Origin of the sequence: Thermosynechococcus sp. QS41, assembly GCF_031583515.1 — a bacterium.
GTDB lineage: Bacteria > Cyanobacteriota > Cyanobacteriia > Thermosynechococcales > Thermosynechococcaceae > Thermosynechococcus.
This window is the reverse complement of the sequence record NZ_CP134181.1, coordinates 1,898,703-1,918,764: the sequence shown is the minus strand read 5'-3', so window position 1 is coordinate 1,918,764 and position 20,062 is coordinate 1,898,703. Positions and strand designations below refer to the sequence as shown.

At 53.5% G+C, this 20,062-nt stretch carries 13 protein-coding genes, 1 tRNA gene and 1 pseudogene; 12 read left to right on the top strand and 3 right to left on the bottom strand.

From position 1 onward, the window contains the following. Positions 1-8 precede the first annotated feature (8 nt). Together RHJ80_RS09450 and RHJ80_RS09445 are read left to right on the top strand one after the other, a co-directional pair. Positions 9-188, top strand: a complete 180-nt coding sequence (locus RHJ80_RS09450; protein ID WP_206199958.1) for a hypothetical protein — start codon at positions 9-11, stop codon at positions 186-188. An 81-nt stretch (positions 189-269) separates the two neighbouring features. Continuing rightward, positions 270-851, top strand: a complete 582-nt coding sequence (locus RHJ80_RS09445) for a hypothetical protein (protein WP_302677770.1) — start codon at positions 270-272, stop codon at positions 849-851. On the opposite strand, the gene RHJ80_RS09440 is transcribed toward RHJ80_RS09445, so the two are convergent. Beyond that, complete coding sequence (locus tag RHJ80_RS09440) at positions 784-4,524, bottom strand: PAS domain S-box protein (protein WP_310800870.1); 3,741 nt, start codon at positions 4,522-4,524, stop codon at positions 784-786. The genes RHJ80_RS09445 and RHJ80_RS09440 overlap by 68 nt on opposite strands. 317 nt (positions 4,525-4,841) lie before the next feature. On the opposite strand from RHJ80_RS09440, the gene RHJ80_RS09435 reads away from it, so the two are divergent. The 7 genes and pseudogenes from RHJ80_RS09435 (at position 4,842) to RHJ80_RS09405 (ending at position 14,980) form a co-directional block, all read left to right on the top strand. Next, positions 4,842-5,069, top strand: a complete 228-nt coding sequence (locus tag RHJ80_RS09435; protein ID WP_225901554.1) for a hypothetical protein — start codon at positions 4,842-4,844, stop codon at positions 5,067-5,069. Next, on the top strand, positions 5,024-5,875 hold the full coding sequence (locus RHJ80_RS09430) for a prepilin peptidase (RefSeq protein ID WP_399372818.1): 852 nt from the start codon (positions 5,024-5,026) through the stop codon (positions 5,873-5,875). The genes RHJ80_RS09435 and RHJ80_RS09430 overlap by 46 nt, the downstream gene beginning before the upstream one ends. Positions 5,876-6,177: 302 nt before the next feature. Continuing rightward, entirely contained in the window at positions 6,178-8,853 is a 2,676-nt protein-coding gene (gene alaS / locus RHJ80_RS09425) for an alanine--tRNA ligase (protein WP_310438144.1), read from the top strand. 166 nt (positions 8,854-9,019) lie between these two features. Then, positions 9,020-10,447: a site-specific DNA-methyltransferase gene (locus RHJ80_RS09420; RefSeq protein ID WP_315863335.1), complete on the top strand. Its 1,428-nt coding sequence runs from the start codon at positions 9,020-9,022 to the stop codon at positions 10,445-10,447. Further along, positions 10,447-10,919: pseudogene (locus RHJ80_RS09415) on the top strand (AvaI/BsoBI family type II restriction endonuclease). Before RHJ80_RS09420 ends, RHJ80_RS09415 begins: the two are co-directional and overlap by 1 nt. Before the next feature lie 273 nt (positions 10,920-11,192). Further along, a complete protein-coding gene (locus RHJ80_RS09410; RefSeq protein ID WP_206199950.1) occupies positions 11,193-12,425 on the top strand; it encodes an LL-diaminopimelate aminotransferase in 1,233 nt (410 codons plus the stop codon). 71 nt (positions 12,426-12,496) lie between these two features. Beyond that, positions 12,497-14,980, top strand: a complete 2,484-nt coding sequence (locus RHJ80_RS09405; RefSeq protein ID WP_310800867.1) for an O-antigen ligase family protein — start codon at positions 12,497-12,499, stop codon at positions 14,978-14,980. On the opposite strand, the gene RHJ80_RS09400 is transcribed toward RHJ80_RS09405, so the two are convergent. Further along, a complete protein-coding gene (locus tag RHJ80_RS09400) occupies positions 14,977-15,684 on the bottom strand; it encodes a fimbria/pilus periplasmic chaperone (protein ID WP_310800866.1) in 708 nt (235 codons plus the stop codon). The genes RHJ80_RS09405 and RHJ80_RS09400 overlap by 4 nt on opposite strands. 69 nt (positions 15,685-15,753) lie before the next feature. Then, positions 15,754-15,827 (bottom strand) — tRNA-Met (locus RHJ80_RS09395). 194 nt (positions 15,828-16,021) lie between these two features. Here RHJ80_RS09395 and RHJ80_RS09390 point away from each other — a divergent pair. The 3 genes from RHJ80_RS09390 to leuS all read left to right on the top strand — a co-directional run bounded on the left by RHJ80_RS09390 (position 16,022) and on the right by leuS (position 20,019). After that, positions 16,022-16,627 carry a hypothetical protein gene (locus RHJ80_RS09390; protein ID WP_310800865.1) on the top strand — a complete coding sequence of 202 codons (606 nt, stop codon included), beginning with the start codon at positions 16,022-16,024 and terminating at the stop codon, positions 16,625-16,627. Between the two features lie 52 nt (positions 16,628-16,679). Then, entirely contained in the window at positions 16,680-17,378 is a 699-nt protein-coding gene (locus tag RHJ80_RS09385) for a response regulator transcription factor (protein WP_206199946.1), read from the top strand. Between the two features lie 73 nt (positions 17,379-17,451). Next, positions 17,452-20,019 carry a leucine--tRNA ligase gene (leuS, locus tag RHJ80_RS09380; protein ID WP_310800864.1) on the top strand — a complete coding sequence of 856 codons (2,568 nt, stop codon included), beginning with the start codon at positions 17,452-17,454 and terminating at the stop codon, positions 20,017-20,019. The last annotated feature ends 43 nt before the right edge of the window (positions 20,020-20,062 follow it).

The window sequence follows — 20,062 nt, the reverse complement described above, 5'->3', positions numbered from 1 at the left end:
AGATGTCTATGTCCTCCACGCCACTTCTGCCCACCTTCTCCATCATCTTGGAAACTGAGCACTTGGCAAATGCGGATATGGCTGGACTCCACCGTGCCCTCCAGTCCCTTGCTAGCCAAGATTTACCCCCCACTGCCGCCAATGAAGTCCTGCTCTTGAAACAGGGGATGCTCCCCAAGCGTATCTAGTGCTGGCTGGGGAAACTGCGATTCGCGGGGCTGGTGTTTACCGCACAGCTATGGCACTGACTGACATTTTTCCGCAATACAGTGGGGGAAGGCAAATGGAACCGGCGGGCGGGCTACTTTTTGAATAATGTGGCTTTTCGCCGTCAGTTTTTGCCGGATCACCCCATTCCCACTGAATTGTCCCTCTATCGCGGTAACTGCGTCATTCATGCCCACACACTGCTGCAACAAGGGGAGTGTATTTGGCGTCAACCCCAAGCCCGTGCGAGTCATGCTCCCCCCAATGGCCTCTGGCACTTCTACTGGCGATTTTTGCTCATTGGCCACGATGACTACTGGCAGCAGCGCTTGTTAGGAAAGCCCTCCCAAAGACCACGGGTGCAAGATCATCAGGGCTGGCGGGGCAAGTTGAAAATTTTTGGCCAACGGTTGCGGCGCATGATTAGCCATGATCCAAAGCATAGACTGTTCCTGCCCTTGGGGCTACCGATCGCCCTCGTGGCTGTGCTACTGATTTTGGTGGGCTACCAAGTGACTGCCCTCAAGCCCCACTATTTGCTGAAGGCCTACGAAAGAGTTCTCACTAAGCAAGAGTCTAAGCATAGCAATAGCGATCGCGCCCGCCCCGCTTGGCGAGATAGAGCTGCTGATCAGCAAGGGTGATGAATTCATTCACCGGTTGGCCGACTTGGGGCAGCAAGCTGACAATGCCCATACTCAAGGTGACGCGATCGCTCACTGAGGAGGCCATATGGGGAATCTCCAAGGCATAGAGAAGCTGTTGGATGCGTTCGGCGACGCACAGACTGCCAGCGAGATCGGTATTGGGCAAAATCAAGGCAAATTCCTCACCACCGTAGCGTGCGGCTAAATCGGTGGGACGGCGCACCGCTTGGGTTAATATTTTCGCGATCGCGATCAGGCAGTCATCCCCTGCTTGGTGGCCGTAGTGGTCGTTGAAGTTCTTGAAGAAATCGACATCACAAAGAATCAGGGAAATGTTCGTCTGTTCTCGCTGGGCTAACTGCCACTGCTGCTGCAAATCCTGGTCAAAATAGCGCCGATTGGCAATCTGGGTGAGGCCATCAATGGTCGCAAGGCGGGAGAGTTCGGCATTGGCCAATTGCAGTGAGTCATACAAGTTTGTTTGCTGAATGGTAATTGCCAGTTGATCGGTGAAGGAGAGAATGAGTTGGCGTTCCTCATCTGTCCAGCCGCTGGAATGATTAAAACGCTGAAAGGAAAAAGCCCCCCAAATCTGCTGATTGATCCGAATTGGGGCAATGAGCCAGCCACCACCGAGCACTTGAGCAATTGCACGGTTCACTGCATCGGTGGGATCCAGATTCTCTAGGGCAGGCAGCTCGGCAATTTTTCCTTGGCGGAGGGTTGCGGCAATGGGATTATGCTCGTCTGGAATCGTTATCCCCACGCTAGGGGTTATATAGGGTTTGTTGAGAAACTCCACTAGGGGAATCCAGTGGTGCTGTTCTGGCTCGTACTTGACGACAATGGCGCGATCGACCCGCAGGATATGACACACCTCCTGTACCGCCTTGGCAAAGGCCTGATTGAGATCAGGGGCTTCGCGAATCTCCTGAATGAGCTGGTTGAGTTCCCGCTGGCGAACGGCTTGATCTTGAAGGTAGGCCTCGTAGTGCTTGCGATCGCTAATATCGCTAAAGGTGAGAATCACCTGCTCAATGCTCCCCGTTGCCGTGACTTCTGGATCAGCGGTCACTTGCAGCCAGAGCCGCTGTTGGGTTTGTTGATTGAGAATGCCCATCACCCCTTGTACCCGTTGCTTTTGAGCAATGGCAATCATCAGCGGAAAAGCCGCTGGCGGCATTGGTTCCCCGGCATCGTTGAGGGCATCCCAAGCCATTTCTGTTGGTTTTTGACCAATGATGTCCGCTTCCTTGACCCCCAGCAGCTCACAGCCCCGAGGATTAATCACTTTTGCGTAGAGATCAGCAGACAACAGCATCACTCCCACATCTAAATCGTTAATGAGATTGCGAAAGAGTGCTTCCCGTCGGCTGAGTTCTTTGGCGATCGCCACTTGAGTTTCTTCAAAACGCTTGATTTGTGTAATATCGCGGATGACGCAGAGGACTTGATTTTTGCCTTTGTAGCGCAACCTTGTGGCAAAGATATCCACATCAATAACCTGGCCATCGCTACAGCGATGCTTGCTGACACCGTGCCAAGTGGGCTGATGCCGAATCGTCTCTAGGAATTCCTGAAACTGATCGCGGTAGTCGGGGTGCAGAAAATCCTCAGGTTGGAGTTCAAGGCATTCACTACGACTGAAACCATAGATGTCGCAGATGGCATCATTGACCTCAACGATCTGTAGGTTTTCGGTGTCATAGATCACTAGGCCATCGGCCACAGACTCGAAAACACTGCGATATTGAGCCTCGCGCTCATCCAGTTCAGCAAGGGCACGTTTGCGATCGCTAATATCAGTACAGACCACCACACAGCCGACAATTTCTTCCTCCTCATCCAGCAGGGGAAAAAGGTGGCTGAGCATATCACAGGGAGCATCGGTGCGGCAACGCAGCAGAATTTCTTCGTCGTTAATGGTTTCTCTGTCCAGAACGCGGTCAATCAGGGCTTCCACCCGAGTCACTGATTCTTGGGGATGGAGCAGTGCCGAAAATGGCATACCGGGCACCACTTGAGCCGCTGCCAGTGTCTTCAAGCCAACCCAATTACTGGTTAAGAGAGTTTTGTCGCGATTGAGAGTCAAAATGATGACGGGACAATTGTTCACTAACTGCTCATAGCGGTTGCGCTCGCGATCGAGGGCGAGTTGCAGTTGGCGTTGGCTAGTAATGTCATCAATCAGGGCAATCAGCAGGTGAGGCTCACCATTGGCATTGCGCACACAGGAGAGGGTTAAATTTCCCCAGACGGTGTGCCCCTTTTTGTGGCGGTAACGCTTGACAATTTGATAGGTGTTGCGCAGTCCCAGTTGACACTCTTGGATGAGAGCCGCCTCCTCAGGCCAATCTTCAGCAAAGGTCAGATCATGGGCGGTGAGATTTGCCAGTTCAGGAGCGGTGTAGCCGACAAATTGGCAAAAAAAGGGATTGCAATACACAAGGCGGTAGTGGTTAGCAGGGCTAGTGACAATAATCCCGACTTGGGCATTTTCAAAGACCGCACGCCAGCGATACTCACTTTCTCTGAGGGCTTGTTCTGACTGAATCCGTTCTGTTTCATCCACAATGATGCCCTCAATTGCATAGGCTTTGCCGGTTACGTCATAGACTCCCTGACCGTACTCATGTACCCAACGCTCCGACCCATCAGCACAGAAAATGCGGTAGCCGACACTAAAGGGGAAGCCCTTGGCAAGAGCCTCATGGATTGTGCAATCAACGCGATCGCTATCTTCTGGATGCGTAATACTAGCGTAGCTACGAACCTGATTGTGCACCAGTTCGCTCGGGAGATACCCCGTCAGCTCGGTGAACTTGGGACTTAGGTATTCCATCGTCCACGAAGCATCAATGGCACAGCGATACACCACGGCGGGTAGGTGATCTACGAGGTTGCGATAGCGTTGTTCGCTTTCCCGCAGGCGCATTTCCTGTATCTTTTGGTCATGGATATTGACCATGACGCCGATGACGGTTGTGGTGTTTGGTGGTTCCTGCCGATATTCCCAGCGATCGCGCACCCACACATACGCACCATTGGCATGGCGCAGGCGATATTCCAAATCGCAGGGTGTTGCTCCCCCTTGCTGAGGGATGGCTTGCCAAAAGCGCTCTTGATCCTCTGGGTAGATGAGTTGCTGCCACGCTCGCAGGGTTTTGGGCAATTGCTCTAGGGGGTACCCCAGCACCCCTTGACTGTCACCGTACCAATAACACCACTCTCCTTGGATTTCCCAGAAGAGCTGTTGACCTATCTCCGTCAGGGTGTGAAATCGCTGCCACCATTTTTCCAGTTCATTAACCCGCGCTTCTTGGAGCAGCCAATGGCGATAGCGTTCGGTAATTTCCGTTAGGGTCAGGGTCCAGCCGTGAGCATCAGCGGTTAAATCCAGTTGCCACCACTGCTGTTTGGGCGGATCATAGCAGTCCCATTGTGCCGGGGTTTGGGTGTTGAGCACTTGCTGGAACCGCTCTAGGGAGAGGTCAAAGTTGGCGGACAGTAGCTCGATGACGGAGAGGCCCGCTAAATCGGTACTAGCGTGGTTCAATAACCGTTGCGCCGCAGCGTTGGCATAAAGAATGGTGCCCTTGCGATCGCCCGCCAAGACAGGATGAGGTAAATGGTGCAGATGATTGGCAAGGGAGAACTGCTGTGAGTTCATGGTTGGGTCAAAGGAGTTGTGAGGAAACAAGGAACACAGTCAATAGCTACAGGGCGAGGCTAGCGATCGCCAGGGGGCTGGGCATGGTGAAACAATCAATTCCTTCATGAATACTCTCCTGAGGTGATTTCACGAGGAAGATGTCTTAGCGCCATCCTACCCCTATGCTATCGCTTTGCTAAGACAAGATGATTGATAGTCAGGTAGAGGATTTCAGATCTGCTTTTGCATAGGCGGAGCGCTTGGCGAGAACTGATGATTGGCTCAAAACCAAACATAACCGTTTCTAATTGTTCGCTTGCCGAGGAGTGGGGCACATGCCAGTTTTGCAGACCATGGAAACCGTTGATACCCCCCTATTAGCCGCTGCTCAATCCATCTATAATCTCTACCAGCAGGTTCATGGGGCAAAAACGGTGCCTGCGGGTGTCGCTGTTAATCGGCAAACCCTGCGGGGCTATGTGCTGTTTACTAGCCAACCAGTGCTGCTGCCCCAAGAATGCTTTATTCCCTACGATCATCTGCCGGAAGTAACACGCCTATAACTGCACTAACTTTTTTGACCTTTGCTAGCTACTGCCTTGTTTTTGGCCTTGGGGCAGCGGTGGGGAGCTTTCTCAATGTTGTGATCTACCGTGTGCCGAGTGGGCGATCGCTCCTTTATCCGCCGTCTCGCTGCCCGATCTGTTTGACCACACTCAAGCCCTGGGACAATATCCCAATTTTGGGCTGGCTATTCCTGCGGGGGCAATGTCGTTACTGCCATGCACCCATTTCTTGGCGGTATCCTGCGATTGAGCTGTTGACGGCACTGCTGTACGTCCTGATTGTGGCTGTGAGTGGCTGGCAAGTGCAAACCCTTGTGCTCTGGCTGCTGAGTGCGTGGCTCTTGGCTTTGGCCTTGATTGATCTAGACACGATGACGCTGCCCCATCCCCTGACAAAATGGGGGTTGATTGTCGGCCTGCTCCTGAGAGGGTTAACGACGGGTCTAGGCGGACTCACGGAAGGCATCATTGCCGCAGTGATTGGCATTTGGCTCTTTGATCTGATCCGCTGGGGGGGGGCGATCGCCCTTGGTCAGGAGGTCATGGGGGGAGGGGATAGCAAACTGGCGGCGATGATCGGGGCTTGGCTAGGTTGGCAGGGATTGCTCGTTACCTTTTTCTTGGCCTGTGCCCTCGGTGGCCTGATGGGTGGACTGGGGATTGCCCTCGGTTGGATTCAGCGGCGGCAACCGATTCCCTTTGGCCCTTTTTTGGCAGTAGCGGCTATTGTCAGTGGTCTCTTTGGCCGCCAATTGATTCATCTTTATCTCGAAACCTTTTTGCCCGGCGTGTTTGTGCGCTAACTCCTATCAAAGAAAAGACAACTTGACAAGATAAGCCAAAATCCCCTGACAAGGGCGACAATAAAACCCCATAGGCGGGCATCCACCACCCGCTGGCGATCGCTCAGATCAGCAACTTTCTCATATTAGCGCGCATTCCTCTCACTTCCTCAAGGAGTTGACCCATTTCAGAGCGGGTGGCTGGCTCAGTCATGGCTATTCTCGTAAATCCTGCCAATGGGGTGCCTTATTCCCAGAGTACAATCCAGTATGATGAAATAATGTTCTTGCCGTTTGTTGCGCTCCGTTGAGACTTTGCTCCAATGACCTCGTCCCCCTCTGCGTCGGCGACAATTGCCCTCACAGGTGATCAAATTCGCCAAAAATTCCTTGAGTTCTATGCCGCTAAGGGACACACGATTTTGCCCAGTGCCTCGCTGATTCCAGAGGATCCGACGGTGCTGCTGACGATCGCCGGCATGCTCCCCTTCAAACCCATTTTCCTCGGCCAAGAAACGCCAAAGGTACGCCGCGTCACCACTGCGCAAAAGTGTCTGCGCACCAATGACATTGAAAATGTGGGTCGCACTGCTCGCCACCACACGTTCTTTGAAATGTTGGGCAACTTCAGCTTTGGCGACTACTTCAAGGCGGAGGCCATTGGTTGGGCATGGGAATTGATGACCACGGTTTATGGTTTGCCCCCGGAACGGCTCTTGGTGAGCGTCTTTGAAAATGACGATGAGGCCTATGACATTTGGCATCGCCAAGTGGGCTTGCCCAAGGAGCGCATCCAGCGCATGGGAGAGGAGAGCAACTTCTGGACGGCGGGGCCAACGGGTCCCTGTGGCCCTTGTTCTGAGATTTACTACGACTTCTATCCGGAAAAGGGGCTAGCTGACGTTGATCTCGATGACGATCGCCGCTTCATCGAACTCTACAACCTGGTGTTCATGGAGTTGAACCAAGACGATCAAGGGCGCCGCACCCCCCTCAAGGCGAAAAACATTGATACCGGTATGGGCTTGGAGCGGATGGCGCAGGTTCTGCAAGGGGTGCCCAACAACTACGAGACAGACTTAATTTTCCCGATGATTGAGGCGGCAGCGCAGCGCGCCGGGATTCAGTACCGCAAAGCCAATGCCAGCACCAAAACGTCCCTCAAGGTGATTGGCGATCACACCCGTGCCGTGGTTCATCTCATTGCCGATGGCGTCACCGCCAGTAATGTGGGGCGTGGCTATGTCCTGCGGCGATTGATTCGGCGCATTGTCCGCCATAGTCGGCTGTTGGGGATCAATGAACTGGTGACCCCTGCCTTGGCTCAAGTGGCGATTGATCTGGCTGCCAATGTCTATCCCAATGTGCGCGAGCGGCAGGCAGTGATTCTCAGCGAACTCCAGCGGGAGGAGGAACAGTTTCTTAAGACCTTGGATCGGGGTGAGAAGCTCTTAGCGGAGATGCTCGCTCCATTGAAGACAACTAAGGGCAAAAAACGCAGTAAACCACAATTGGCAGGGCGCGATGCTTTCGTTCTTTTTGATACCTATGGCTTCCCCTTGGAGTTGACCCAAGAGATTGCCGCTGAGCAAGGCATTGGTGTGGATGTGGCTGAGTTTGAAGCCTGTATGGCCGAGCAGCGGCAACGCTCCCAAGCCGCTCACGAAACCATTGATATTACCGTTCAGGAGGGGATTGACTCCCTAGCGGATCAACTGCATCCGACGCAGTTTCGTGGCTATGACGAGTTTAGTTTGACCACGACCGTAACAGCGATTTTGGTGGCGGGTCATCCGGTAACAACGGCAACAGCAGGGACTGAAGTGCAGGTGATCCTTGAGGAAACTCCCTTCTATGCTGAATCCGGTGGCCAAATTGGCGATCGCGGGTATCTCGCCACCAGTGATGCGCTAGTGCAAATCCACGATGTGCAAAAGCAAAAGGAAGTGTTTGTTCACTACGGCAAAGTGGAGCGGGGCAGCCTCAGCGTTGGCGATCGCGTGAGCGCCCAAATTGATCTCAGTTGTCGGCGGCGGGTACAGGCGCACCACACCGCAACGCATCTCTTGCAGGCGGCCTTGAAAAAGCGGATTGACGAAAACATTTCCCAGGCGGGATCACTGGTGGCTTTTGATCGGCTGCGGTTTGACTTTAACTGCCCCCGTGCCCTCACTCGCGAAGAGCTGCAACAGATTGAAGATCAAATCAACACGTGGATTAGTGAAAGCCATGCCACCCACACGAGTATCATGGCGCTCAATGAAGCCAAGGCCAAGGGGGCGATCGCCATGTTTGGTGAAAAATACGGTGAGCAGGTGCGCGTTCTCGATATTCCCGGTGTCTCTATGGAACTCTGTGGTGGCACCCATGTCCACAACACTGCTGAAATTGGCCTCTTTAAGATCATTAGCGAAAGTGGTGTGGCGGCTGGGATTCGCCGCATTGAAGCCATTGCTGGACCGGCGGTGCGTGACTATTTGCAACAGCGCGATAGCATTGTCCGCGAGTTGTGCGATCGCTTCAAAGCCAAACCGGAAGAGATTCTAGATCGCATTAGCCAACTCCAAGCGGATCTCAAAGCCCAGCAAAAGGAACTGGAACACCTCAAAGCCGAACTAGCTCTTGCCAAAACCCAAGCCCTCTTGGAGCAGGCTGAAGCCATCGGCACTACCCATCTGCTTATTGCCTCGCTGGCGGGGGTAGATCCCCAAGGGCTAAAAACCGCTGCTGAATGGCTCCTGAATAAACTGGGCAGTGGAGCTGTGGTGTTGGCCACTCAACCGGCTGCTGACAAAGTGAACCTTTTAGTCGCCGCCAGTCCGGATGTTGTAGAGCGGGGGGTTCATGCCGGTCAACTGGTGGCGGAACTCGCCCAAGTCTGTGGTGGCCGCGGCGGCGGGCGTCCCAACTTTGCTCAGGCCGGCGGATCTCAACCTCAGAAATTGGCCGAGGCCTTTGAAAGGGCGCGATCGCGGCTACAGGAAATACTCGAGGGTTGATCGATTGGCATCACTATCTTCTTTGTCGATCTTTGCTCAGTTGGAGTGAGAGTCGTGAAGCACAACTGGCTGCCCCGGAGACAGAAACACTTAACCGAGAGCAACAGTCTGCTCGTGCAGGCGAGAGGTCACAACCTATCGGTACGTTTAGTATTCAGCTATTGAAATGCAATATACTACGGCATCCACTGCTGTATTGTCTCAACCCCCTGAGTTCCTCAGCACTATTAGACATCTTGATAAGCAGCTACACGATCGGTTCAGAAACAGATTCGACATTGACCCTACACTCTCGCGTTTTTTGGTGAGTTTCCAAGGCAATAAAACTAGACCTTCTTATCGCTGGTACAAGTTCAAAGAAGCGTTTTCAGCCTCTTTAGTCGAACATTTATTTCATAAGTACGGTATTAACGCAGGTAGAATTCTGGATCCTTTCGCAGGCAGTGGGACAGCTTTGTTTGCTGCAAGTGCAATGGGTATAGATGCAGATGGGATCGAGTTGTTACCCATTGGTCGCGAAATCATTGCGGCCAAACAAATTCTAGATGCCGAATTCACCCCTGAAGACTTCGAGAGATTGTGCCAATGGTCGACGTTGAGAGTTTGGAAAGAGTCGCAAATAAGCGTTCCCTTGCCAGAGCTGCGAATCACACAGAGAGCTTATCCCGAAAAAACAAAAAAAGCTATCGAAAAATATATAGGCGCGTACCAAGTCGAGAATAGTAGAGTTCAATCCATCTTGCGCTTTGCTTTACTTTGTGTACTGGAATCCATCAGTTTTACTCGAAAGGATGGTCAATACCTTCGGTGGGATTACCGCTCTGGACGCACACAGGGTAAGAAAATTTTCGACAAGGGCGAAATCCTAGAGTTCGATCAGGCTATTTGTGAAAAGATAAACGAGATTTTAGAAGATGTATCACCCGATCATCAAACAACTTTGTTGCCTGCTGAGAAACTTCAGGGGCAAATCCGTTTGTTTGAGGGTTCATGTCTTCAAATATTGCCGCAATTACTCGACAGCACCTACGATGCAATTCTGACCTCTCCGCCTTACTGCAACCGCTATGACTATACGCGCACCTATGCACTGGAACTCGCGTTGTTGGGCACAGATGAACAAAAACTATTGAGAGTTCGACAAGAGATGCTTAGTTGTACAGTGGAAAATCGCCCAAAAGACTTGTTGGACATTAACCCGCAATGGGCAACAGCATTGGCTGCTGCTGATGAGGAGGAACTATTACAAGCCATTCTGAAGTACTTGGAAGACCAAAAAGCGCAACGGGCTCTGAACAATAACGGAATTCCTCGGATAATGAAGGGCTATTTTTATGAGATGGCTTGTGTTATCGCCGAATGTGCGCGTGTGCTGAAACCAAACGCACTCTTGTTTATGGTCAACGATAATGTCCGTTATGCAGGAGCGAGCGTTTCGGTCGATATGATCCTCTCTGATATTGCAGAGAAATTAGGCTTTTATGTTGAACGTATTCTCGTTTTGCCAAACGGCAAAGGCAATAGTAGTCAGCAGATGGGGGAGTACGGACGCGAAGCCCTACGTAAGGGCATTTACATCTGGAGAAAATTGTAATGTCTTTGCGCCCATACCGAAACCATCTTCAGTCTAGTGCTGATCTCGTCACGAGCCATGAAGCCACACGCGCGGGTTTTGTTGCTCTTGCACTCGAAAAGAATCGTCGCTCTACACCCTATGTCGCCGAAGCAAGGGCATTGCAAGAAGCTGCATCAAGGGCTAAAACCCCTGCTGATTTGCTGGCTATCAAAGGCATAGAAGTAGGTCTTCTCAGGGCAGCAGGATTATCTGACAAGGCGCTGGTTCATCTGAGCATTGGAAAACTGCGCGAGCGGCTCTTGACCGTATCCGTGAAGCGTTTTCGAAAGCGAAACACTCCCCGCATGTTTTCTTTATAGGTGCAGCGATTGAGAAGAAAATGGCGGTCGAGATATGGGATCAACTGGAAAAGGGATTACTTGCCAACGCTGCTAACCTAAACAATCCAAATCAAATTGCATCGATCTGTCGCTGGTTATGTGATTTGTAAAAGTGCTGACCCAATTTAGTTATACCAACTAGCGATCGCCCCAATGGAGGACTCACTTTTGCTGCAAGTACTGCTTTTCAGGCCGTGAGCTTTACTGTGCAGTTCCAGAGGCTTATAGAGCAATCGCTGGCGAATATGAGTGAGGAAAGCGTGAATAATCCCGTATTCTTTAGGGTGCTCATCCTGAAGGATATTGAGTTGCCCAAATTAAAGCATCACTTTAGAATGTTTGAGGTTAAAATTTAACAAATCTCCCTGATTGCAGTCTAATCTATGGCCTTTGTTAACGCAAACTACCTCAAACTCAAGGCAGGGTATCTCTTTCCGGAAATTGCCCGCCGTGTCAATCAATTCTTGCAAGCCCATCCCGATGCCCCCCTGATTCGTCTCGGCATTGGGGATGTCACCGAACCGCTGCCGGCAGCCTGTCGTCAAGCAATGATTCAAGCGGTGGAAGAAATGGGCGATCGCGCCACCTTCAAAGGCTATGGGCCTGAGCAGGGGTATCCTTGGCTACGGGAAAAAATTGCCGCCCACGACTTCCAAGCCCGCGGCTGCGACATTGATGCCAGTGAAATTTTTATTTCCGACGGCTCCAAGTGCGACACAGGGAATATCCTCGATATTTTTGGCGACGGCAACCGCATTGCCGTTACCGACCCCGTTTATCCCGTCTATGTGGATACCAATGTCATGGCAGGGCACACGGGGGAAGCCAATGAACGCGGGGAGTACACTGGACTGGTCTATTTGCCGATTACCGCTGAAAACCACTTCACCGCCACGCTACCCAGTGAACCTGTGGACTTAATCTACCTCTGCTTCCCCAACAATCCCACCGGTGCGGTGGCCACACGGGAGCATTTAGAGGCGTGGGTGGACTATGCCCGTGCCCACCAAGCAATTATCTTCTTTGATGCCGCCTACGAAGCTTTTATTACCGATCCCGCTATTCCCCACTCCATCTATGAAATTCCCGGTGCCCGCGAGTGTGCCATTGAATTCCGCTCCTTCTCGAAAAATGCCGGATTTACGGGAACTCGCTGTGCCTTTACCGTAGTACCCAAGGGTCTCAAGGGGCAAACCCCCAGTGGCGAGGCCGTCGAACTCTGGGCGCTGTGGCAACGGCGGCAATCCACGAAGTTTAATGGTGTGTCCTACATGGTGCAGCGGGGCGCCGAGGCGGTTTACTCTGAAGCCGGTCAAGCCCAAGTACGGGAACTGGTGGCCTTCTATATGGACAATGCCCGTCTCATTCGCGAAAAACTCACCCAAGCGGGCTTTGCAGTCTATGGTGGGGTCAATGCTCCCTATGTCTGGCTGAAGACGCCCCAAGGGATTGGCAGTTGGGACTTTTTCGATAAATTGCTGCACACTTGCTATGTAGTGGGTACCCCCGGTGCTGGTTTTGGGGCAGCGGGTGAGGGCTATCTGCGCCTTTCGGCCTTTAATAGTCGGGAAAATGTGGTTGAAGCCATGGATCGGGTGGTGGCAGCCTTTGCCTAAGAATTCACCTAGAATCAGGACAAGGCTCATCAAAGCGGTTGGAGCGGCTTTAAACCCTTTTAGCATCACCGATGACGGCAAAACATTGGGGCGAACAGGCAGCGAAACAGGAGGGCATTCTGCTGGGGTTGTTCACAGCAGCTGGCTATACCTTTTTTACGCTTCTACCCGATAGTCACAGTCTCATGGTGGCGTGGCCTTGGGTCTTACTCTGGCAAGCCGCGCTGGGGGTGCCTCTGCTTTGGTTTTTGCAGGTGTTGGCCTATCAACGGCGGGTGCAGCCCTTGGGAAATGGCTTTGATGGCGTAGTGCTATTACTCCTGTTGGCATTGGCGATTTCAGGGACGTGGAGTACTTTTCCCCATCAGGCTCGCTGGTATGGCTGGGCACTGTTGGGAGGTATTGCTGTTCTTTATCCCCTCGGGGCTTGGTTGCGCACCCCAGAACGCCGCTGGCAAATTGTGCGCTTTCAAGGCTATCTCACTGCCCTCGTGATTCTTGTCAGTTTAGGCCTTTGGCTGGGCACAACGATCGCCCCGGCAATTTTTGATACTCCCCAAGGATTAACGCCCCACCTCAATGTGGACACTTTGGAACTCCGCAACTGGGCACCCTTTGGCCACCAAAACTACGTGGCGGGCTACCTGCTGCTGGCATTACCCTTGGTAGGACTGTTGGCCATAGAAGCAGAAGCCAGTGGATCGCGCCGGTTTTGGATGGCGGTGCTGCTTTTGGGTCTAGTTACCCTCTATACAACATTTTCACGGGGGGGTGGCCTCGGCTTACTGGCAATGGTCATTCCCCTTGGCGTGGGTTGGGTTTGGCACTATCGCCGCCAGCGTCGCTCTTGGTGGGGCTTGTTGGCTTTGGTGGGCTTAGCGGTGGTCGCTTTGGCCAACGATCGCCTGCGCCGCAGCTTAGTGGCTCTCTGGCAGGGAGGACAAGGGAGCGAACTAGCCTACCGCTGGATTACCAGTATTGTTGGCTGGCGGATGGGGGCCGCCCATCCTCTGAGGGGCAATGGCTTAGGCAGTGTGCCCCTGTGGTATCAGCACTATCGGCCGGGCTGGGCTGGCCGTGAAGCGGAGTGGATCTATCAACTCCACAGTACCCCCGTACAACTGTGGGCCGAACTTGGCCTTTGGGGCATTGCCGTATTGCTCTTGGGGGTGGGGCTACTGGTTTATTGGGCAATGCGCTATCGTTGCTGGTGGCCGAACTTAACACAACGGGAACAACGGCTGGCGATCGCCCTCTACCTTGCGCTTTGGGGCTACGGCGTACTCAGTCTTACGGATTTTCAACTGGACAATGTTGGCATTGGTGGCCTCTTCCTAATTGAACTTACCCTCTTAACAACCCTGATTCGCACAGGCCAAGGGCAAACTCCTCCCCAACGGTTGCGGGTACGCTGGGCACTCTCGCTGGTGGGCGTGGCTTTAGGAATCATCCTAGTGATGGTGGGTTGGCTGACACCGATTCACCGTGCTTGGGCAAGTAGCAGCGAAGGTTTTCTAGCCCTCTTGGAAACCCCTCCCGACTGGAATCGCTTTACTGAGAAGCTCTTCCATGCTCAGGAACTCGCCCCTTGGGAACCCTACTATCCGCTGCAACGGGGGTGGCACTATGGCCAGCGGGGCATGATGACAGACAACCCCACAGCACGGGCAAACCTCTTGCGTACAGCAACGGTTGAGTTTGAAAAAGGAATTGAGCTGTCCCCCTACCTTGAGTTTGGTTATAGTAACTTGGCATGGCTTTATTGGCGCGAGGGCAATTTGGGTGCAGCAGTTCCTACCTTTGCCAAAGCGGCTCAACTGGTACCGGCTAAACGGGGCAATTTTCTGGGTCTCGGCTTAGCCCTCATTCGTAAGAATCAACCGCAACTCGCCACCCAAGCCCTGATCCTTGAGGTGCTGCGCCATCCCATCTTCATCACCAGTCCGGCTTGGCGGGTTGCTCCCCTCGCACCCTTTTATCAACCAGTTCTGACGGCGGTCACGGAGCGTTATCGTCAGCTTGAGCAGGACATTGCCAGCGATCGCCCCTCAGGCGCCTATGTGCGTCAAGTGTCAACCCTCCTCCGCTGGTGGCAAGGGGAACTCCCTCGGGACACCGACCCCCTAGCTGCATGGCTGCAACCCTTGGCCAACCCCCAAGAGGCAACATTGAAGGCTCCTGCAACGCTGCAAACCTTCCTCAAGGCATGGGATGACCCTAACAACCGCCGTGACCTCTTGGCCTCCATTTGGCCGGGAAGTCCAGAGCAACTGGAACAGATGGTGCGCTCCATAGCTGGTCAGCCAACACCCCTTGATTGGTTGCGTTCGGCGGCGCCTGCCGTGGCGATTACCTATACCCGTGCCGGTTTTGGCGTCAATAGTCGCCACATTGATGGCCCCCAACCTACGGACTTTTTCATTGCCATTGACAGTCTGCCAATGGTGACTTTATTCGCGCCGCTGTGGCCAGACAACACCTTTTTGCCAGAACTAGATCAGGCTCTAGAGGGCGATCGCCAGCGTCTTTTTGCTGCTCTTAATCAAAGGCTCTAACGGCAAACCCCCGTGGGTCGCTCAATTTGGGTGGTGGGGGGATGGGCAGCAATGTCCAAGACAATCTGTAGGGTTCGCACGGCTGCACACTGGTCTTGGGGCAAAGGCATGGGCATTAAGGGCCGCGTCACCCCTGCAAGAACATATTCCCGTTGCGGGCGCAGCTCAAAGAGCCGTTGACCATTCTCCGCCAAGCCTCTGACTGTGATTTGATCCGCCTCGATATGCACATTGCCCCGATTACTGACAGTCATTTGCAGGGTTCCCTGCTGCACTTGGGCATTGAGGAGTTGCCCCTGCCGCCGAATGACCGCTGGTTTGATAAATACGGGTAGGCTATGCACCGTTACGAGGCGCGTTTCTGAGCCGATTCCTTGAGGGGCTGGAGGAATTTCTGCAACTAAAAGCCGATATGTCCGCTCGACATCAGCAGCCGGCAAGCGATGGCCAAGGCGAATTTCAGCCCGTCTGCCCACGGGCAGATGCAGGAGGTTGGGAAAGGCGACTAGCTCTAGGCTATTTGCGGGTAAGAGATGGAGTTCATCTTCCCCCGTTGCCCGCTGTTGCCACTGCTGCACCCGCACCTTAAAGTCGAGGGGGACATTGCCCGTATTAGCGATCGCCAGTACCGTAAAAGGTTCTTGGGGTGCCAGTTCAATCTTCAGCGCACTCAAGCGATATTGAGCCGTCTGCGCTGTGGACATGCCAAGAATCAAGCTAGGGAGAGGAATTAAAGGAGCTAAGAAGCGCCAGAATCGATTGAACATCATGAATGGCGGGGCATGGATTTGAACCATGGACCTTCGGGTTATGAGCCCGACGAGCTACCAGACTGCTCTACCCCGCGTTGCTCTAGCTTATCTAAGGTAGCGTATTCCCTAGAGGATTGGCAAGCGATCGCTAGAAGATTTATAAAATCCTATCAATACCCTAAGTTTTTTCTGGGTCAACTGTAGCAACCCTTACTTCCATCATCCCGACAAACACCTATAAAGAAAGTATTAAGATTACCTAGGTCTTTTTAGACTAACTCCTTGAGCAATGCTGCTACCGCCTCTTCTCCTCGATACTCTGAGGGAAATTTATCAGCGCCAAGGCTCAGCCCTCTCTGCCAGTCCCCTGCGAACTGAAAATCAGCTTCTCCTGTTGATTGAAGGACTCCCAGAAGCGAGCCGTGCCACCCTAGAAACACTACTGGTGTCCTACGCTCGGGCTAAGGCGTCTCTCCCTATCAATTTGGCCTACCTCTTGGCACTAGAGGGTGAAATCCTGAACCTGCTTGGTGTGACATCCGCAGTACGCCCCTTGTTTACGCCACCAGTGGTACAGACGCTGCAAAACTATCTGCCATGGTTTAGGAAGGCAAGCCAGATCGTGCAGAATCACCTCGGTCGTGCCCTTGTGCGTAACTACTGGTTGATTACCCGCCCGACTCATCCTTGGCTGCGCACGATTCGGGTTGAGACCTTTTACACTGAGCAAGTACCTGCTCCCGATCGCTACCTCAATGAGAAGCAGCAAGACCTGCTACAAACATGGTTAGAGCAATTTCTTCTCTACTGTTATCGCCTTGTACCCACACTGCCAGCGGAGGCGATCGCAGCGGGAATTCCAGTGCCGCCTCAGTTGCTACAAGCAGCCGCCTAACTCAAGAGGATTTCGCTAAAATTTTGGTGTCCATCGGCCATCAATTGATGTTGTGGAGCACATTCTGCTGCTAGAGGATGAAACGGAACTCGCCGACCCCTTGGGTCACATCCTGCGCCAAGAGGGCTACCACGTTGACGTGGCCTACGATGGTGAAACGGCTCAAACCTACTGGCAAACGCAGCGCCCCTACCACCTCTTAATTTTGGATTGGATGGTGCCACCGCCTACGGGGCTAGAACTTTGTCAACGATTGCGCCAAGCCGGTGATGAGACTCCCGTTCTCTTTCTCACTGCTCGAGATACGGTGGATGACAGGGTGCGGGGTCTGGATGCCGGTGCTGATGATTACTTGGTTAAACCCTTTGAACTGCGGGAATTGCTGGCACGGGTACGAGCACTGCTGCGACGGCGCCACACGATGGGGTGTACGGCACCGATTCTTTGCTGGCAGGATCTGCGGCTCGATGTCGAAGGTCGCTTGCTTTACCGAGGAACACAGTGTATCTCCCTCTCTGAGAAGGAAACAGCGCTCCTAGCTCTTTTCCTCAAGCACCCGACAGAACTTCTCAGCCATGAATTGATTGCCAGTCAACTGTGGCCGGATCAGACCTGTGTCAATCGCAACCTATTGGCCGCCCAGATTCGACTTTTGCGCCGCAAAATTGAGCATGCCGACGAACCCTCCCTCATTCAAACGGTCTATGGTCAAGGCTATCGGCTACGCCCCGTTGCGGCACCGGCAAGCTAAGACCACTGTTGCCGTATCTTGGAGAGGAACGTGCCAGATACAATAGATAAGCTGTTCTTTTGGGAAAACTGTTGTGGACGATCGCTACGACCCCCAAGTGATTGAGGCCAAGTGGCAACAGGAATGGGCTGCCCGCCAGATCGATCGCACCAACACCGATCCGCAAAAGCCGAAATTCTATGCCCTCTCCATGTTTCCCTACCCCTCTGGGAATCTGCATATGGGGCACGTCCGCAACTATACGATTACCGATGTCATTGCCCGCTGTCGGCGGATGCAGGGCTATCGCGTTCTCCACCCGATGGGCTGGGATGCCTTTGGGCTGCCGGCAGAAAATGCTGCCATTGAACGGGGGATTCATCCTCGCGTTTGGACACAGCAAAACATTGCCCAAATGCGCCAAGAACTGCAACGCCTTGGCCTGTCCTACGATTGGGAACGGGAAGTAGCCACCTGTCACCCCGACTACTACCGCTGGACGCAATGGCTCTTCTTGGAATTCTTTGAGGCGGGTTTGGCCTACCAGAAGGAAGCAGCGGTCAACTGGGATCCCGTGGATCAAACAGTTTTGGCCAATGAGCAGGTGGATAGCGAAGGGCGATCGTGGCGATCGGGCGCCTTAGTGGAACGGCGACTGCTTAAGCAATGGTTCCTGAAAATTACCGCCTATGCCGAGGAACTGTTGAATGACTTAGAACAACTGACGGGCTGGCCAGAGCGGGTGAAATTGATGCAGGCCAACTGGATCGGCAAGTCCACGGGTGCCTATCTGGAATTCCCAATTGTTGGCAGTCATGAGAAAATTGCTGTTTTTACCACCCGTCCCGATACCGTCTATGGGGTGACCTACGTGGTGCTGGCGCCCGAACATCCCCTGACACCGAAAGTCACCACTAGCCGCCGCCGCAAAACCGTCGAAGCCTTTATTGCCAGTGTCCAACAGGAAAGTGAACTGGAACGCACAGCGGGCGATCGCCCCAAACGCGGTGTGGCCACCGGTGGCAAAGCCGTCAATCCTTTTACTGGGGAGGAAATTCCTATCTGGATTGCCGATTATGTCCTCTACGAATACGGGACTGGAGCCGTGATGGGCGTACCTGCCCACGATGAGCGCGACTTTCAGTTTGCCAAAGCCCACAAGCTCCCCATTCGCCAAGTGATCATTCCCCCAGACGGTAAAGCCAGTGCCCGCCTCAAGGCCGCCTATACGGAGCCGGGGAGATTGATCAACAGTGGTCCATTTGATGGCATGGACTCCACCGCCGCCAAAGCAGCGATTACCGAGTATGCTGCTACCCAAGGTTGGGGACGCGAACAAGTGCAGTATCGGCTGCGGGACTGGCTCATTTCTCGCCAACGCTACTGGGGTGTGCCCATTCCGATCATTCACTGTCCGCAGTGTGGGGCGGTGCCGGTGCCGCGGTCAGAGTTACCTGTGCTGCTGCCAGAAGAGGTGGAGTTTAGCGGTCGTGGCCCTTCTCCCTTGGCCAAACTTGCGGCGTGGCGCGATGTTCCCTGCCCGAAATGTGGTACCCCTGCCCAGCGGGAAACGGACACAATGGATACCTTTATTGACTCCTCTTGGTACTACTTCCGCTACGCCGATGCTCGCAACAGTGAAGCCCCCTTTGACCCAGCGGCCATCAAGGACTGGTTACCCGTGGATCAGTATGTAGGGGGGATTGAGCACGCCATTCTCCATTTGCTCTACTCGCGCTTTTTCACCAAAGTTTTGCGCGATCGCCAGCTTGTCCATGTCAGTGAACCCTTCCAACGCCTACTCACCCAAGGCATGGTTCAAGGGCGCACCTACAAAAATCCGCGCACGGGCAAGTACATCATTCCTAGCCGCATCGCCGATCTCAACCAACCCACCGACCCGGACACAGGGGAGCCCCTAGAGGTGGTCTATGAAAAAATGTCCAAATCTAAGTACAACGGCGTTGCCCCCGGCGATGTGATTCAGAAGTACGGGGCGGATACTGCCCGCATGTTCATCCTTTTCAAGGCGCCCCCCGAAAAAGACCTCGAGTGGGACGATGCCGATGTCGAAGGCCAATTTCGCTTCCTCAACCGCGTTTGGCGCCTCGTGCAAACCTTCAAAGCCAACGGCGGTCAGCTTGGCCAACCCTTACCTACCACCCTGACTAAAGCGGAAAAAGAGCTGCGCCGTGCCATTCACACTGCCATCAAAGAAATTAGCGACGATCTGGAAGGCGACTATCAACTCAATACCGCTGTTGCCGAACTAATGAAACTCAGTAATGCCCTTGGCAGTGCCGACTGCCACACTTCGGGGGTGTATAGCGAAGGCATCCAAACCCTACTCACCCTACTCGCCCCCTTTGCCCCCCACATCAGCGAAGAACTCTGGCACCAACTGGGTGGCACCGACTCCATCCACCGCCAGCCTTGGCCAAAAGCAGACCCCACTGCCCTCGTTGCCGATGAAATCACCCTTGTCATTCAGGTCATGGGCAAAACCCGTGGCGCGATCCAAGTGCCTGCCACGGCTAGTCAAGTGGAACTGGAGGAAGCCGCCAAGCAGTCGGAGATTGGCCAACGCTACCTAGCGGGCAAAACGATCAAAAAAGTGATTGTCGTTCCCGGCAAGTTAGTGAACTTTGTCTTAGCCCCCTAGACCCTCACTGGTTGCCGCAGTCCACTTAACTGTATTAACCTCC